We start from the raw sequence: 15,517 nt of genomic DNA on the forward strand, positions 1-15,517 counted from the left end.
TGCGCCGACCGATCTGCAGGCGTTGTGGAGTGAACTGCTGCGCACTGAACCCGAGCGCGAAGTCGCGCTCCGTGGCGAAGCCCGCTATGCCCAGCGTCTCGATCGCGGACGTCCCGTGGTGCAGAAGACGCTGGAGGCCAGCGTGCCGCTGCGCCTCGAGTCCCGCGAACGAGGACATCTCGACACGCTGCGTTTTCGCTCCTTTCCCGCTGCCGGCTCCCGGCCCGGGCGAAGTGCTCATCGACGTCAAAGCCGCGGGCATGAACTTCCGCGACGTCCTCAAGGCGCTTGCGCTCTACCCCGGCGAAGCGCCGGACGCGCGCATCTTCGGCGACGAAATCGGTGGCCTGGTGAAAGCCGTCGGTGCGGGCGTGAAACACGTCGCACCGGGCGACCGCGTCCTCGGTCTCGCCGTCTTCGGTCTGGCCACGCAGACGCTGGCCCGCGGGGGCGATATCCGCCGCATTCCGTCCGGGCTGTCCTTTGAGGAAGCCTCGACCATTCCGGTCGTCTTCATGACCGCCTGGCACGCGCTGGTCAACGTGGCGCGCATGCGCAAGGGCGAGAGCATTCTCGTTCACGCGGGTGCGGGCGGCGTCGGCATGGCCGCGATCCAGATTGCGCATCATCTTGGTGCAGAAGTCATCGCCAGCGCGGGCAGCCACACCAAGCGCGCCCTGTTGGAAACGCTCGGCGTGAAGCATGTGATCGATTCCCGACGCGGCGATTTCGCCGAGGCGGTGATGGAGCTGACCAACCGCCGCGGGGTCGATGTGGTGCTCAACGCACTCGCCGCCGAAGCGATCCCGATGGGCCTTTCGTGCCTCTCGGAATTCGGCCGCTTCATCGAGATCGGCAAACGCGACATTTACCAAAACTCGCGCATCCCGCTGTGGAATCTGCGGCGCAACGCCTCCTTCCACGTGGTGGCGATGGATGCTGTCTTCAGCGGCGACGAATCGCTCACCCGCGACATGCTCGGGGAGATCGCCGAGCTCGTCGAAAAGCGCGCGCTCACCCCGCTGCCCTTCCGTTCCTTCGCGGCCTGCCGCGTGGATGCGGCCTTCCGCCTCATGGCGAGCGGCAAGCACATCGGCAAGGTGGTCGTCTCCTTCCCCGAGGCCTTCGTGCCGCGGCAGGGCGAACCGCTCCCGCCGGCCTTTGCCATCCAACCGGATGGTTGCTATCTCATCACCGGCGCCTTCGGTGGCTTCGGCAAAGTGCTCGCGCAATGGCTGGTGAAATCCGGGGCGAAACACCTCGTGCTCAGCAGCCGCAGCGGCGCGTCCACGCCGGAAGCGCAGGCGTTCGTGAAGAGCCTCGAAAACGCCGGCACGGAAGTGCGCGTGGTGCGCGCGGATGCCGGTTCGGAAAAGGACATCAACGCTCTGCTAGCCGAGGTCAGCGCCGGGAAGCAGCCGCTCCGCGGTGTGTTCCACCTGGCCATGGTCATCGACGACGCCCCGCTCGCTGCGCTCAACCGTGACCGTCTGCGCAGCGTCATCACGCCCAAGGCTTACGGCGCGTGGTTGCTGCATAAAGGCACGGCGCACCTGAAGCTCGACTGCTTCGTGATGTTCTCGTCGGTCTCCAGCATCTTCGGCAACCCGGCGCAGGGCAATTATGGCGCGGCCAACTCCTTCCTCGATTCGCTCGCTCATCATCGACACGCGCTCGGCCTGCCGGCGCTGACCATGAACTGGGGCGTGCTCGGTGGTGCGGGTTATGTGGCGCGCAATGAACGTGTCGCCGAATTCCTTGCCAAGCAAGGCACCTACGAGCTCTCGCCGGGCGAAGTGGTGTCGCTCCTCGAATCCTCGCTCGCCGCCGGTAACACGCAGGTCGTGGCGATCCGCGTGGACTGGGCGAAGTGGGAAGCAATTCTTCCGCAGCGCGCAGGACAATCCGTTGCTCGAGCGCATCCTCTCTTCAGTCGAAGGACAGGAGGGTGGGGGCCCGACCAGCGATTGGCGCCATAAGATCGAAGCCGCCTCGGCGGAGGAGAAGGAAGGCGTCATTGCCCAGGCCGTGCGCGACGTCGTCGGCTCAGTGCTGCGCGTCAAGCCGGACAGCCTGCGCGACGATCAGCCGCTCACCGATCTCGGACTCGACTCGCTCATGGGCGTGGAGATCGAAAACTCGCTCGAAGCCGCCATCGGCGTGGCTCTGCCCCCGACCAGCCTCATGCGGGCGCGGACCATCGGGCAGATCGCCAGCCTCATCGCCGGCCACATGGGCGGCAAGAGTGGCGCTCCGGCTCCGGCCGCGGCGGCTGCTCCGGTCGAAGCGGCGACGACCACCGAGCACGTCGATCTCGAAGCGATTTCGGACGACGATCTCGACCTTCTGCTGGGCGAAGGCTCGGCGTCGGACGAAGATCCCGATCCGCAAGGAGCGACGAAATAGTGGGACATCATGTCCGGCGATAAACGCGCTTTACTGAAGCAAAAGCTGGGAGAGCGGGCAGCTCAAGCTGCAGCCGCTCACCTTCCCGCAACGCGAGTTGTGGGAGAACTCGCCTGTGCCCGTGGAGGACGCGGCGAACCATATTTGCTGTATCATTGAGGTTCGCGGCAACCTGACCCCGGAGGATGGCGCCGGTGCTTTCCAGATGGTCCTCGATCGCCAGGAAGCGCTCCGCGTGTCGTTCCTGCCGGGCAAGACAAGCCCGTGCAGATGATCCGTGCCGACGGTGTCATGAACTTCCACTTCCGCGAATGACCTGCGGAGGAGGGGACGCCCGAGGGGGTGGACAAGATGGTCCGCGAGATTGCCAGCGAGCCTTTCGATCTGCTGCAGGGACCGCTCTACCGCGTCAACTTGTTGCGTCGCGCGCCGGATGATCACGTGTTTGTCTTCACCATTCATCATGCGATCGGCGATGGCTGGACGCTGGGCTTGTTCGTCCAGGAATTGTGCCTGGCCTACATCCAGCGCGCGCGCGGAATGAAGGACCCGCTGCCGGTGGTGCCGCAGACGTACAGCGCGTGGGGTGCGGTGGAGCGGGCGTTCTGGCAGCCGTCGGAATTGCAGCCGCGCATCGCGTTTTGGAAAAGTCACCTCGCGGGATACCGCCGCCTGTGGAGCGCGCTGGAAGGACCGGTGACGGCCTCCGGTTCGCATGTGCGGCTGGTCTCCCACTTCCCGGCGGAACTTGCCAAGGCGTCGCGCGAACTGGCCCGCCGTTCGAGCGCGACGCTCTTCAGTACGTTGCTGGTCGCGTTTCAGGTGGCCTTCGCGCGCTGGGCAAAAACGGACGACGTGCTCGTCGGCACGCCGGTGGCGAATCGGACCAAGCAGGTCACGAAAGAGACCATGGGTTATTACGCGGGCATCGTGCCGATCCGCGGACCGGTGAATGTGGAGAAGACTTTTTCGGCGAGCCTGCGCGAAATGCACCAGAAGACGGCCGATTGCTTCGCCAATGCGATTCCCTTTGCCGAACTCGCCCAGGCGCTCGGCGACGCCGGCGCACCGGGACACAACCCCATTTTCGAAATCCGGTTCGCTTTGCAGAATCATCCGATTCCCGATGTCGCGCTACCGGGCCTTTCTGCGAAACTGCGCATGCGTTCCACCGGTACAGCCCGTTACCATCTGGCGTGTGAAGTGACGGAAGAAGGCGAACAGCTCGAAGTCGTCTGGCTCTTCCGGCCGCAACTCTTTCAGCAAGCCGAGGTGGAAAACCTCGGGCGCTTGTTCGAGAGTGTTCTGGCAACCGCATGCCGGACTCCCGAGGCCCGTGTGGCTGCTCTGACCGAATCATCCTCATGAACTCCGCGCCGACCACCGAGATCGATGTCGATCTGCACGAGCCCCACTGGATCACCCGGGTGGCGTTCCCGATCCTCGCCGCCCTGCTCGGGCTCTCACAGGTCTCGCTGGCCGTGGCGGTTTATCATCATGTCTATTGGGTCGCGGTGATCCTCGTGTTCGTGGTCAGCCATCTCATGCACGGCATGCTCATCGGCTTTCACGAAGCGACCCATGGTCTGCTGCGCGAGAACCGGACGCTGAATGAAATCGATGGCGTGCTCATTGGCACGCTCAGCCTGATGAGTTTTTCGCTCTATCGCGCGGCGCATCAAATGCACCACGCCTATCTCGCCACGGAGCGCGACGAGGAGCTTTGGCCGTTCATTCATCCGCGCATGAACCGCGGCGTGCGGGTGCTTGCCGCCGTGGCGGAACTCACCATGGGGATGTTCTTCACGCCGTTCCTTTTCTTTCGCACTTTCCTGCGAAAGGATTCGCCGGTACGGAGCCAGAAGGTGCGCCGGCGTGTTTGGCTGGAGATCGTCGGGATGGCGGTCGCGTGGCCCGTGATCCTTTCGGTAATCGGCTATTTCCATTGGTGGACCTATTTCCTCTGGATGCACCTCGCGCCGGCCTGGCTCGCCGGGAATATGCAAAGCGTCCGCAAGTACGTGGAGCATGTGGGATTGACCGGGGCGACGGTGAACGCTTCCACGCGCAGTGTGGTGGCCGAGGGATGGACGGCGACTTTCTTGAATTTCACTTTGCTCCATGAGCCCTATCACGGCGTGCACCATTGGCGCTCTGGATTGTCTCACCCGGATTTGCCGCGGCACGCCGCCGCCCTCGAGCCCGCCGTGGCCGAGGAACGCCCGCCCTTCCGCAGCTTCACCGCGGCGGTGTGGGACCTGATCATCAACCTGCCGGATCCGAAAGTGGGCGCGCAATGGCGCGGCGTGAGCGTGCCCACGCGACAGGAACTGGCCCGCCAGGGAACAAACTAATGGCTACGACGAATGCTGGGGACGAATGTGTTTTTGAAGCGATCGCGCTGAAGAAGGAATACGACGACGGTCAGGTGCAGGCCTTGCGCGGTGTGGACCTGCGCATCCATACGGGAGAGTTTGTCGCCATCGTTGGGCAGAGCGGTTCGGGAAAGTCGACGCTGCTCCAGATGCTCGGGGCGCTGGATCATCCGAGCAGCGGGCAATTGCTCTATCGCGGAAAGTCGCTGGAGGAGAGCTCGGATTTGGCGGCGTATCGCGCGCGCGAGATCGGGTTCATTTTCCAGGCGTTTCATTTGCTGCCGACCTTCACCGCGCTGGAGAATGTGCAGATTCCGATGTTTGAAACCTCGCGCCCGGTCGCGGAGCGGAAGACGCGAGCGATGGAATTGCTCAAGGCAGTGGGGCTCGAGAAGCGCGTGCATCATTTTCCCTCGAAGCTTTCCGGCGGTGAACGCCAGCGAGTGGCGATCGCACGCAGCCTGGCCAATGGCGCCTCGGTGTTGCTCGCCGACGAGCCAACCGGCAACCTCGATAGCGAGAATGCCGGCTACATCATGGATCTGATCGTCAATTTGCACCGCGAGCACAACGTCACCCTGGTCATGGTCACGCATGACATGGGCATCGCGCATCGGGCCACGCGGGTCATTGCGATGAGAGACGGCCACATCGTGTCCGATGGAGCAGGTGTTCCCTCGGCAGTTTCCTAGAGCTTGTTCACATGACTTTTCTTTCCATTGTCTCGCGTGGGCTGATGCGGCGTCCGGTGCGCACCGGGCTCACGATGATCGGTATTGCGATCGGCATCGCCGCGGTCGTGGCGTTGGTCGGCATGTCGCGCGGGTTCCAGACGAGTTGGACGAATGGCTTGAAGACGCGCGGGACCGATATCGTGGTGAGTAACATGGGTAGCGCGCTCACGCCCAAACCCTTTGCCGCGACGCAGGCGGACAAGATCAAGTCGCTGCCGCACGTGGCGGCGATCTGCACACTCATGGTCGATCTCATCAGCGTGGAAAAGGCGGATATGATGATCGTCTCGGCCCGGCAGTGGGGCGGTTTTTCGTGGGGCAATCTGAAGATCGTCTCCGGGCGGTTGCCAAAGGATGAAAAGGAAAAGGCGGTGGTTCTTGGACAGACCGCCGCGGATGTTTTGAAGAAGAAGGTCGGCGATACCTTGCAGCTCGAGACGGACGAATTGCAGGTCGTCGGCATCGTCGATGGTGGTGCCATCGTGGAAAACGGCTCGGTGATTCTTTCGCTCTCGCTCTACCAGGAGATCACGGGCAACGACGGGAAGATCAACGTCATCGATCTGCGCATGACGCCGGGGACGACCAAGGAGGAGGCGGCGGAACTCACCGAGCGCATCAATAGCCTGGTGCCTGAGGCCAAGGCGGTGTCGGCGGGCGACAATATCCGCAACAGCCAGGGCTACCGGATTATTAACGCGATGAGTTGGGGGACTTCGCTGCTGGCGGTGCTCGTCGGTGTGCTCGGCGTGATGAATACGATGCTGATGACGGTCTTCGAGCGCAGGCAGGAGATTTGCATCCTGTTGGCCGTGGGCTGGCGGCGGGGGCGCGTCGTCCGCATGATTCTCTGGGAGTCGGCGTTGCTCGGATTCCTCGGTGGGATCGGCGGGGTGGTGCTGGGGGTGATCGGGGTGAAGATTCTGATCACCGCGCCGGCGATCAAAGGGCTGCTGGAACCGGACCTGAATGCCGTCTTACTGGCGCAGGCGGTGGTCATTTCGGTGGTCGTCGGTGTGATTAGCGGACTCTATCCGGGGTGGCGGAGTTCGCGCCTCATGCCGAGCCAGGCTTTGCATGGCTGACATCCTTCCTTCCCGTCAAAACCGAATCACGTTGTATGAATCCAACCCGCCTGATTTTTGCATCCTTGGTCGCGATGGTCATGGCCGTCCCGGCCTTGGCCGCGGAGAACGCCGCCCCGGTTTCCGCCAGCCAGCTCGCTTCGCAGCTCAGCGCGTTGCGGCAGGATGGCTCCTCGTATGTGCGCCTGCGCATGGAGATCAAGGGGGGGAAGGCGGAGACGCTGCAATTGCAGATCAAGCAACGGCTCACGAGGGGCTCTTCCGAGGTGATGTATCAGGTGCTTTTCCCCAAGGAGCGAAAAGGGGAATCGGTGCTGTTGAAGCGCTCGGCAAAAGGAGGAGCGAGTGGGGCCAGCTTTACGCCGCCGAACAGCATGCGGCAGATCAGCGATCTGAAGGAGCCGCTGTTTGGTAGCGATCTTTCGTACGAAGACGTCATCGACAACTTCTATGGGTGGCCACAACAGGCGATCGTGGGGACGGAGGAAGTGGAAGGCGTGAACTGCCAGGTCCTGGAATCGAAACCCGGGAAAGGCGATCGCTCCAGTTACGGCAGCGTGAAAAGTTGGGTCGATATGCGTCGCATGGTGCCGTTGCGCGTCGAGAAGTATTCCGAGTCGGGCAAGTTGGTCCATCGTATCGATACCACGCGGGTGGTGTCGGATGCCGGCCATTCGATTCCGGCGAACCTGTCCGTGCGTGGCCCGCACGAGAATTCGACGACCTTGCTCGACGGCTCCCGCATTCGGCACGACGTCAATTTTACCGACGCAGATTTGAGTGCGGAAGGCATGAAGACCATCGCCATTCCGCACGGGGCGGCCGAGTAGATTTGGGAGTTTTGGGAAGGGTGGAAGATTAAGAAATCTTAATGTAACGGTCATACGCCGCTAATTCCGGGGAATTACGGTGTAAGGCATGAGGAATATCAGCCCTTCCGCGAATTCGGCCTCGCATCCTTCGACGCCCTCGACCGACACCGTTCTCGTCATCGACAGCGATCCGCAATGTGTCGAGCAGATTACCGCGAGCCTGGCGGAGGCCGGCTATGAGGTGGTAACGGCCGACAATGGGCCGGATGGCCTGGAGATGGCGCGTCATCTCCGTCCGGCATTGATCATCACGGAGGTTGGGTTGGACGGGCTGTCTGGACTGGAGTTGTGCCGGGTTTTGCGCGGGGACGCGGCGACGGAAGGCATCCATGTGATCATGCTCACGGAACGGCAGTCGGAGCTGGATCGCATTCTCGGATTCGAATTTGGCACGGACGATTACGTGGCGAAGCCGTTCAGCGTCCGCGAACTGGTGCTGCGGGTTAAAGCAGTCCAGCGCCGGGCCGGTGGCTCGAAGCGGAACGTGGTGAAAGCGGGCCCGATCGCCGTCGACCATTCCCGTTGCTGTGCGCTGGTCAACGGCGCGGCGATCGATCTGACGCCCACGGAATTCAAGCTTTTGGCTACACTCGCGGAGCGGCCCAATGTGGTGCAGACGCGCGACAAGTTGCTCACCGAGGTGTGGGGCAACGAGAACGCCATCGAGAACCGCAGCGTGGATACCTATCTGCGCCGGCTGCGGAACAAGCTGGGTGAGGCCGGGCAACACATCAAGACGGTCTACGGTTTCGGCTATCGCATCGCCTGCTGATCTTTTCTTCCATGAAAGCCCCGAAGCGCTCGCGTCACATGGCCGGCTTGTTCGCCGCCGCCGCGCTTTTCGCCGGCGCCGTGGGTGCCCGGAGCCAGCCTGTGACGGCGCTTCCCGCGGTCGGTCCCGACAGTGCGCCCAGGAATCCGGCCAGCGGATATCTGGTGGTCTACACGGAGACAGAGAACCCGATCAATGTCGGCGACATCGTCTACTACCCGCACACGGCGTACCAGATTTACGATGACCACGGCGCCCTCTTCAAATCCGTGCGGAACCACATGAGCGAGCGCGATGAACAGCCGACACGAGTGAGCTTGCCGCCGGGACATTACACCGTGATTGGCAAATCCGAGACGAAGGGCCAGGTCGCCGTGCCGGTGATCGTCAGTGGATTGCGGACGACGGTGGTGAATCTCGAGAAGCGCTCCCACGCCGGGTAGCACTAGTCAAAGTGGTAGCGGCATCCTGCTACTGGCTTGGTTTGATCGGCGGCAGGATGTTGCCGCCACCTTGGTATCTGCAAAAAAAATGGCCGGCCCGGACAGCGTCCGGACCGACCATGGTATTAACCTAACCCAGAATTAGAATTTCAGATTCAGGTCGATGTAGACCAGATTCATGCTCTGCAGCGGGAAGCCGGGAGCGGTGCCGAGGGCGCCGCCGGTGCCACCGGTGCCGAGGTTCGTGTCGATGCGGCTGCCATGGCAGTACTGCAGGATGACCGAGACGCCATCCGTGAGCATGTAAGTGCCTTGCAGGAAGTAACCCTGCATGTTCAGGCGGCCGTCGAAGATATCGTCGTCGATGAGGTTCGGATCGAGCGCGAACTGTTCGCTGTGCTGGTACCAGCCGCGGAGTTCCCAATCGCCCTTCTTCTTCGTCTGGCCGATGCTGGCGCCGAGTTGCCAGGCCTGACCCTGACGGGTATTCGGATGGCCGGCGTTCGTCGCGCGGGAAGCCGCGTCGAGGTTCTGCGCGTAGTCGCCGAAGACCGAGAAGCGGGTATTCCACATCTTCCAGCCGAATTCGACCGGGATGTCGATGACCGCGAGGTCATTCACGCCCGTCTGGTTGAAGGTGATGAGCGAGGTATTCGCCTTGTTGTCGAGAATGACAATGGCGTTGTCGCCGTTGAAAGGACCGGACGAGGCGGAGTTGCCACCACCGGTGTAGTGATAGAAGGAGGGGGCGATCTGGAAGTAGTTGTCCTTGGTGAAGTTGACCTTGGTGCCGATCTGGTATTCGAACATCCAACGGTCATGTGAGTCGGGCGCCGTGGAGAACGGATCGGGATTGAAGGTATTTTCGAAGGCCACATCGTTGTAGATGAACTGGCCGAAGTTTGCGAAGAGGTCGACCGTGATGCCCGGCTGCGGCACTTCGACTTCCTTGCTTTCCTTGCCGCTCGGGCCGTGCGAACCACCGCCGAGGGTGAACTTGATTTGCTCGGAGAAGCCTTCCGGATTGATGTCCGGGTCCCACGTCATACGAGTCGAGACGAAAGGATTCGGAAGTTTACCCCCACGGAGGGTGAGCCAATCCGTCGGTTGATTCTGCAGGAACGCGCGGCCGACGAAGAGAGCGTCGCCGAAGTTCACGTTGGAGACGACCGAGCTTTTCGAGGTCGCCACGCCGGTCACGACCGTGCCGTTGCTGGTCACAATCTTGCCGCCCTTGATCGTGGCGCCGTTGATGAAAGTGCCATTGGTGGTGGTGACACCGCCGACGACGCTCGTAGAGGAGACGGTCGCCTTGGCAAAGGTGGGATTCTCACCCAGCGTCACGTTGGCCGAACGCGGGGAGGTGCTGGTTTCGAGCACCACGCCGAGCATCCAGTTATCCTGCAGTTGGATATCCGCACCGAGGCGCAGGCGATAGCGGAGGCGTTCGCGCTGAGCGGAGTCGCCGGAATCCAGACCGGCGGCGGTGCCTTCGTTCATGAAGTAGCGGAGGCGGCCTTCACCGTAGAGACGCACCTGCGTCACGGAGTCGGACATCTTGATCTTCGCGGCGGCGCTGTTCGCGAAGTCGGTGCTCGAGGTCGACGCACCTTGCGATTGGAGTTCGGTCTTCAGCGTCGCATTTTCCTGCTGCAACTGGCTGACGGCGGCTTCCAGTTTTTTCAGGCGGGCATCCTCGGAGTCGGCCGCGAGAGCGGTGGCTGAGGCGAGGACGAGTGCGATCGTCCCGCACAGGATGGATCTTGTCATTGGGTAGATAGGGATGTTTTCGGGTTTTAGCTGCGTGTGGGATTCCGAATCACCCAATTGGGCGATCTGAAAACAAAGCGAGGCTAGGGAGGGAATGTTACAAACGTGTGACGGCTGTGTGAAAATAGCGTGAAGTTCGCGTTTTCAGTGACATCCAGGTGACGGCTGTGTGAATTCTCGGCAGAAGATGCGCGACGAGGCATATTTAGGCGGGCGCGGCCGATCAAGGCAGAAATTGACACAATTGAAAAGGCACGTCGGCTTCCGAAAAGGCGCATTCCTCCTTGTTGGTCTCTATGTGGCGGCCGGGCCCGCTGCGATCAGATCGCCGCATGCCGCACTCCCACGCGGATCACATGTTTATCCGCCCCGATGCGCAGAATGTTCCCCACTGGCCCGTGTGTTCTACAGCTTCGGAGCCGTCGCCTGATTGAAACCGCCCCCAAGTGCCTTGATGAGATGGACCGTCGAGATCAGTCGCAGGCCGTTCAACTGCGCTGCCTGGAGTTCGGTCTGCAATTGCGTGCGTTGGGAGTCGAGCACGTCGAAATAAGGCACCAGCCCTTGCTGGTAGCGCTCATAGGAAGAGTCCGCGGCGCGGGTCGAGGAGGCGACCGCGTCTTTTTCCGAACCCGCCTGTTTGGCGTAACTGTTCACGTCCACCAAGGCGTCAGACACTTCCTTGAAGGCGACCAGCACCTGTTGCTGATAACCGGCGCAGACCGCGCGGTAGTTTGCCTTGGCGTCTTTCAGGCCAGCCGTCAGGCGTCCGCCATTCAGGAGCGGCATGGTGACCGCAGGACCGACCTGGAAAAGGTGACTCTCCCAATCAAGCAGCGTACTCGCGTGAAAGGAAGAGTAGCCCATGTCGCCGGTCAGCGTGATCGACGGGAAAAAAGCCGCCTTCGCCACCCCGATCTGGGCATTGGCCGCGGCCATGCGCCGTTCAGCCGCTGCGATATCCGGTCGCCGTTCGACCAGTGCCGAGGGCAGACCGGTGGGCACGGAGGGGATATCGCGTTCGAGCTTGCCGGATGCGATGTGGAAGCCCGGCGCCGGCTGCCCGCAGAGCAGGGCGATGGTGTCCCGCAAGGTGGTGCGCTGGCGCTGCATCTCGGTCAGCGTCGTATTCGATTGCGCGAGTTCGGTGCGGGCGCGGTCCAGATCGAAGGCGGGCGCGAGACCGACCTGCTGGCGTTGCGCTACGATGTCCACAGCCTTTTGTCGCAACTCCACGGTGCGTTGCAAAATCTCGACCTGGGCCTCGGCCTGACGAAGCAGGAAGTAGTTTGCCGCCACATCGCCATGCAGCGTGAGCAGCACTTGATAGTAGTCCGCCGCCGAAGCTGCGGCTTGGGCGCGGCTGGCTTCGAAGGCCCGGCGAATCTTGCCCCATAGGTCGACCTCGTAGCTCAGGTCGAGGGGCAGCGTCGTCTGCGTGGCCGTCAGCAGGGAGGGCACATGATTGAGTTGGGTGTGGAACCGGTTCAGCGAAGGATCGAAGCCGATCTGCGGGGCGAAACGCGAGGCGGTGATGCGGGCCACCGCGCGCGCCTGGTCCACGCGGGCCATGGCGGCCTGGACTGTTTGGTTGGCCGCGGTCGCCTGGTTTTCCAGCCGGGTGAGTTCGGGATCGTGGAAGAGTTGCCACCAATCACCACGGATGCTTTCGTCGCGCGGTTCGGCGACCTTCCAGCCCCAGCCCGGCGGCGTGGGGGAAGAGGGGCGCTGGTAGTCGGGGCCGACGGCGCATCCGGCGATCAGGCCGGCGACGAGGATCGAGAGGGCGGAGTGGAAGAAGCGAGGGCGTCTCATTTTCCTGCGGGCGGATTGACGGTGACCGTGCAGGTATCTCCCGCGGCGATGGTGACGCCCTCGGGCACTTTATCGATATGGATGCGCACCGGGATGCGTTGGGCGAGTCGTACCCAATAGAAGACCGGGTTCACATTCACCAAGCCCTGCGCGTCGACGCCACCGTTTTGGTCGGCGATGCCGCGGCTGATGCTTTCGACGTGGCCGGTAAGCGGTGCATCGACGCCCATGAGCGCCATGATTGCCGGATATCCTTCATGGATGCGCGGCATCTTGGTCTCTTCGAAGTAGCCACTCACCCAATAGGAATCGCTGTCGATAATCGTCAGCTTCGTCTGGCCGACCGTTGCGTAATCGCCGACGCGCAGGCGCAGGTTGGTCACGTAACCATTGCAGGGCGAGGTGACGGTGGTGCGGCGCAGATTCAGTTTGGCCAGATCCGATTGCGCTTTCGCTTCGCGATACGCCGCCTCCGAGACCGATGCCGAACTTTCCGAGACTTGCTGCTCTTCCTTGGAAACCGCCTGCATGCTCAATTGCGCGCGGCGCTTGGAGAGTTCCTCGTGAACGAGCATGTCCTGCCGCTTGCTTTCGGCTGTCGCTTCCGCCCGGGCCACGGCCAGTTGAAATTCTTCGGGATCGATGGTGAAGAGGACGTCGCCCTTTTTGACGAGTTGATTTTCCACCACCTTGACGTCGGTCACCTTGCCGAAGATTTCCGCGGCGACATTCACCGTCTCCGCGCGCACCCGGCCGTCCCGCGTCCAGGAAGAGAGCATGTAGTACTGCCACATCGCGCGCCCGGCGATCGCGGCGACGAGCACGAAGAAGATCGTGTTCCCGAGCCGGCGCAGGCCGCCTTCGTTGACGTGATATTTCGGTTTGTCGATCATACGTAAAGCACCAGTGCGCTCAGCAGGATCACGAAGAGCGCGGTTTCGAAGACGGCCCGATTCCAGACCCAGCGTTGCACCTGGATGCGGTCACCGAGCCAGTGGAGGGGCAGATAGAGCAGCCAGGCGATGACCAGCCGCACAAAAAAGGGCGCGCAGAAAATTCCGCAGAAGTTGAATTCCTTGTACATGGTGGTTCAGGGGGTGGGCAAAAGTTCGCGGGTTTCGAGGAGCGATGTCATTTCCTGGAGCTCCGCCACGGCCTGGAGCTGGCTCTCGGGAATGGGAGTAGTGCCGGTGAAGCGCTGGCCCAACCGGTCGCACGTGGCGCGGAGGAATCCGGCGACCCGCTCCGGGTGGCGCGAGAGCGCGCGGAAGTGGCGGAACGCGCCGTGAATTTCGCGGGCGACTTCGCGGCTCATGCCGTCGGCGTCGAGCAATTCGCGGAGACGGATTTGCCGGAGGCCCAGTTGCAAGCCGGTGAGCATTTGGTCTTCGCGGAAGTCGTCCGGGGCGACGGGCAACTGGCTGGTCGCCCGGTGGAGGAGCCGCAATCGGTCGAAGCTGCACGCCGTCCAACGTTGCTCGGAAACGAAACCGGCCCGCAGCGTGGCGCCGGCCAGTTCGCGACGCATCGAGCGCACCAGGAGGATCCGCCGTGCCTGCGGGGTGAGCGGGCGCACGATGTGGAAGGAGAGGAATCCGCAAGCCGCGGCGGTGAGCAGGGCCAGGCCATTGTTCAGGAACGCGGAGATGTCGTAGGTCATCTGGTTCGCCGGATTGGCGAGCCCATAGAAGATGAGCATGGAAACGACCGAGCTCCCGAGCAGGCGCGGATGCCGGTAAGCATAGGTGGCTGGCACGAGAAAGACCCCGAGGGAAAGCACGAGGATGCCGAGCCCTTCCGCCTTCTGCCAGACCCAGAAGGCATCGACGTACGCCATGCAGGCGCAAAAGGTCGCGCTCTTCATGAAGGAGAAGCCGAGGTCGGGCGCATTTTCCTGCAACGAGAGCAGGGCGAGCACGATGCAGATAAAGAGAATGAGCATCGAACCCGATGGCCACTGGGTGATGAACCAGATCGCACTGGCCATGCCTACGGCTACGAAAACCCGCAGAGCGTGGAGCGCGGCGGTGTAGTAGTCGCGATGCTGGGTGACGCAGGAGGGGCGCCGCGGTTTCCACGAGCCGTACAAACCGGCCCAGTCGTAAACCGCTTCCTCGAGTTCCTCGAGGATTTCGCCGAGGCGATCGAGGACGAAGCGATCGGACATTTTCTCGCCGGCCGGATCACCGTGATGCAGCGCGCTCAGCGCCGCGATTTCCTCGCGCAGACTGGTCAACTCGCGCACGAGTTCCGTGGCTTGGGTTTCGGCTTTTTCCGCCACGGCCTTTTGCGCGAAGGCATCGAGGAGCGTCGCGGTGCGGACAAAAAGATTTTCCGGAATGCCATGCTGGGGGTGGTGTCGGCGATGAATCTCGATCGATTGCGCCTTGGCCAGCAGGCAGGAGAGCGTGGCGACGAGGCTGCGGGCCTGTCCTGTGCGCAAGCGCGACTCGGGAGTCTCGGCGGTGGTGACGTCCAGCGTGTGCTCGATGGTGGCCAGGCGATCCACCACATGCCGCCAGCCCAGCGCCGAAGGTGCCGCGGCGGGGTGCAGGGCGTGCGCCACTTGATGCAGGGTCGCTTTCAAATACTCACCGAGTTGGTGGACGGTTTCGCGCCAGTGACCCTGGGGCGGGAGCATCACTGCCATGACGATCACCGCGGCGACCATGCCGACGAAAATGCAGGAGACCCGCATGATCGCGAGATGGAAGACTTGGGAGGGATGGTCCGCGGCGGACATCGAAACGATGGCGCAGGTATAGCCGGCGAGGACGGCGCCATAGGCCTGGTAACTCCGGACGAGTGCGCCGGCGGCGGCGCAGATGGCGAGGTAAGTGGCCAGCGCGCCCAGGAAGAGGTCGGGCGTCTGGTTAAAAAGCGCGATGAGCACGACGGCGACCAAGGCGCCGGTGACGGGTGCCAAAGACCCACCAGATGATCTTGGAATAGTTCAGCCGCGGCGACTGCATGAAGAGAATCCACACCGTGATTCCGCACCATTGGGCCGGCTCGAGTTGCAGGATGAAAGCGGTGATCAGCGCCAGCACCGTGGCCAGCCAGGCTGCCAACGAATAACGGATGGAAGAGGGGTGCAGCAGTGGTCTCATGTCACCGCCAACCGCCCGATCACGCTGCCGTTTCTGCCGAGGGCGCGAACCACGACGGTCCCGCCCCGTTTGGGAGCAGGATTACGGCGACCGGGGCAGGTCATTCCTCGTGGAGTGGACAGATGCATGAGGGCG

The 15,517-nt window shown here is 62.5% G+C and carries 15 protein-coding genes; 9 read left to right on the forward strand and 6 right to left on the reverse strand.

Annotated features, from left to right (window positions below; all coding sequences use genetic code 11):
• Positions 1 to 260 precede the first annotated feature (260 nt).
• The 9 genes from CFE428DRAFT_RS38640 (at position 261) to CFE428DRAFT_RS01745 (ending at position 8,687) form a co-directional block, all read left to right on the forward strand.
• Positions 261 to 1,979 (forward strand): SDR family NAD(P)-dependent oxidoreductase, encoded by a 1,719-nt coding sequence (locus tag CFE428DRAFT_RS38640; protein WP_157447404.1) that lies wholly within the window; start codon positions 261 to 263, stop codon positions 1,977 to 1,979.
• Positions 1,909 to 2,406: an acyl carrier protein gene (locus tag CFE428DRAFT_RS01710; RefSeq protein ID WP_042724200.1), complete on the forward strand. Its 498-nt coding sequence runs from the start codon at positions 1,909 to 1,911 to the stop codon at positions 2,404 to 2,406. The genes CFE428DRAFT_RS38640 and CFE428DRAFT_RS01710 overlap by 71 nt, the downstream gene beginning before the upstream one ends.
• A 351-nt stretch (positions 2,407 to 2,757) precedes the next feature.
• The gene (locus CFE428DRAFT_RS01715) at positions 2,758 to 3,774 is read left to right on the forward strand and encodes a condensation domain-containing protein (RefSeq protein ID WP_006977693.1); all 1,017 of its coding nucleotides are present in this window, start codon (positions 2,758 to 2,760) and stop codon (positions 3,772 to 3,774) included.
• Positions 3,771 to 4,760: a fatty acid desaturase family protein gene (locus CFE428DRAFT_RS01720; protein WP_006977694.1), complete on the forward strand. Its 990-nt coding sequence runs from the start codon at positions 3,771 to 3,773 to the stop codon at positions 4,758 to 4,760. Before CFE428DRAFT_RS01715 ends, CFE428DRAFT_RS01720 begins: the two co-directional genes overlap by 4 nt.
• Positions 4,760 to 5,473, forward strand: coding sequence for an ABC transporter ATP-binding protein (locus CFE428DRAFT_RS01725; RefSeq protein ID WP_006977695.1), 714 nt, complete (start codon positions 4,760 to 4,762; stop codon positions 5,471 to 5,473). The genes CFE428DRAFT_RS01720 and CFE428DRAFT_RS01725 overlap by 1 nt, the downstream gene beginning before the upstream one ends.
• Positions 5,474 to 5,484: 11 nt before the next feature.
• A complete protein-coding gene (locus tag CFE428DRAFT_RS01730; RefSeq protein ID WP_006977696.1) occupies positions 5,485 to 6,600 on the forward strand; it encodes an ABC transporter permease in 1,116 nt (371 codons plus the stop codon).
• A gap of 35 nt (positions 6,601 to 6,635) precedes the next feature.
• Positions 6,636 to 7,430, forward strand: a complete 795-nt coding sequence (locus CFE428DRAFT_RS01735) for an outer membrane lipoprotein-sorting protein (RefSeq protein ID WP_006977697.1) — start codon at positions 6,636 to 6,638, stop codon at positions 7,428 to 7,430.
• 88 nt (positions 7,431 to 7,518) lie between these two features.
• A complete protein-coding gene (locus tag CFE428DRAFT_RS01740; protein ID WP_006977698.1) occupies positions 7,519 to 8,244 on the forward strand; it encodes a response regulator transcription factor in 726 nt (241 codons plus the stop codon).
• Positions 8,245 to 8,255: 11 nt separating this feature from the next.
• Positions 8,256 to 8,687, forward strand: a complete 432-nt coding sequence (locus CFE428DRAFT_RS01745; protein WP_006977699.1) for a hypothetical protein — start codon at positions 8,256 to 8,258, stop codon at positions 8,685 to 8,687.
• 141 nt (positions 8,688 to 8,828) lie between these two features.
• Here CFE428DRAFT_RS01745 and CFE428DRAFT_RS01750 read toward each other — a convergent pair whose 3' ends face one another.
• From CFE428DRAFT_RS01750 to CFE428DRAFT_RS01775, 6 genes are all read right to left on the reverse strand, one after another.
• The gene (locus tag CFE428DRAFT_RS01750; protein ID WP_006977700.1) at positions 8,829 to 10,457 is read right to left on the reverse strand and encodes a putative porin; all 1,629 of its coding nucleotides are present in this window, start codon (positions 10,455 to 10,457) and stop codon (positions 8,829 to 8,831) included.
• A 405-nt stretch (positions 10,458 to 10,862) separates the two neighbouring features.
• Positions 10,863 to 12,272 (reverse strand): efflux transporter outer membrane subunit, encoded by a 1,410-nt coding sequence (locus CFE428DRAFT_RS01755; RefSeq protein ID WP_006977701.1) that lies wholly within the window; start codon positions 12,270 to 12,272, stop codon positions 10,863 to 10,865.
• Positions 12,269 to 13,165: an efflux RND transporter periplasmic adaptor subunit gene (locus CFE428DRAFT_RS01760; RefSeq protein WP_006977702.1), complete on the reverse strand. Its 897-nt coding sequence runs from the start codon at positions 13,163 to 13,165 to the stop codon at positions 12,269 to 12,271. Before CFE428DRAFT_RS01760 ends, CFE428DRAFT_RS01755 begins: the two co-directional genes overlap by 4 nt.
• Entirely contained in the window at positions 13,162 to 13,356 is a 195-nt protein-coding gene (locus tag CFE428DRAFT_RS01765) for a DUF1656 domain-containing protein (protein WP_006977703.1), read from the reverse strand. The genes CFE428DRAFT_RS01760 and CFE428DRAFT_RS01765 overlap by 4 nt, the downstream gene beginning before the upstream one ends.
• Positions 13,357 to 13,362: 6 nt before the next feature.
• Positions 13,363 to 15,198: an FUSC family protein gene (locus CFE428DRAFT_RS01770; RefSeq protein ID WP_006977704.1), complete on the reverse strand. Its 1,836-nt coding sequence runs from the start codon at positions 15,196 to 15,198 to the stop codon at positions 13,363 to 13,365.
• Entirely contained in the window at positions 15,146 to 15,382 is a 237-nt protein-coding gene (locus CFE428DRAFT_RS01775) for a hypothetical protein (RefSeq protein WP_006977705.1), read from the reverse strand. Before CFE428DRAFT_RS01775 ends, CFE428DRAFT_RS01770 begins: the two co-directional genes overlap by 53 nt.
• Positions 15,383 to 15,517: the final 135 nt, after the last annotated feature.

This window comes from Chthoniobacter flavus Ellin428, assembly GCF_000173075.1.
GTDB classification, from domain to species: Bacteria; Verrucomicrobiota; Verrucomicrobiia; order Chthoniobacterales; family Chthoniobacteraceae; genus Chthoniobacter; species Chthoniobacter flavus.

What these genes read in the sequence shown, in the direction of transcription:
- CFE428DRAFT_RS38640 (WP_157447404.1), top strand. Translation starts at nt 261, where the DNA reads ATGAACTTCCGCGACGTCCTCAAGGCGCTTGCGCTCTACCCCGGCGAA.
- CFE428DRAFT_RS01715 (WP_006977693.1), top strand. Translation starts at nt 2,758, where the DNA reads ATGGTCCGCGAGATTGCCAGCGAGCCTTTCGATCTGCTGCAGGGACCG.
- CFE428DRAFT_RS01720 (WP_006977694.1), top strand. Translation starts at nt 3,771, where the DNA reads ATGAACTCCGCGCCGACCACCGAGATCGATGTCGATCTGCACGAGCCC.
- CFE428DRAFT_RS01725 (WP_006977695.1), top strand. Translation starts at nt 4,760, where the DNA reads ATGGCTACGACGAATGCTGGGGACGAATGTGTTTTTGAAGCGATCGCG.
- CFE428DRAFT_RS01730 (WP_006977696.1), top strand. Translation starts at nt 5,485, where the DNA reads ATGACTTTTCTTTCCATTGTCTCGCGTGGGCTGATGCGGCGTCCGGTG.
- CFE428DRAFT_RS01735 (WP_006977697.1), top strand. Translation starts at nt 6,636, where the DNA reads ATGAATCCAACCCGCCTGATTTTTGCATCCTTGGTCGCGATGGTCATG.
- CFE428DRAFT_RS01740 (WP_006977698.1), top strand. Translation starts at nt 7,519, where the DNA reads ATGAGGAATATCAGCCCTTCCGCGAATTCGGCCTCGCATCCTTCGACG.
- CFE428DRAFT_RS01745 (WP_006977699.1), top strand. Translation starts at nt 8,256, where the DNA reads ATGAAAGCCCCGAAGCGCTCGCGTCACATGGCCGGCTTGTTCGCCGCC.
- CFE428DRAFT_RS01750 (WP_006977700.1), bottom strand. Translation starts at nt 10,457, where the DNA reads ATGACAAGATCCATCCTGTGCGGGACGATCGCACTCGTCCTCGCCTCA.
- CFE428DRAFT_RS01755 (WP_006977701.1), bottom strand. Translation starts at nt 12,272, where the DNA reads ATGAGACGCCCTCGCTTCTTCCACTCCGCCCTCTCGATCCTCGTCGCC.
- CFE428DRAFT_RS01760 (WP_006977702.1), bottom strand. Translation starts at nt 13,165, where the DNA reads ATGATCGACAAACCGAAATATCACGTCAACGAAGGCGGCCTGCGCCGG.
- CFE428DRAFT_RS01765 (WP_006977703.1), bottom strand. Translation starts at nt 13,356, where the DNA reads ATGTACAAGGAATTCAACTTCTGCGGAATTTTCTGCGCGCCCTTTTTT.
- CFE428DRAFT_RS01775 (WP_006977705.1), bottom strand. Translation starts at nt 15,382, where the DNA reads ATGAGACCACTGCTGCACCCCTCTTCCATCCGTTATTCGTTGGCAGCC.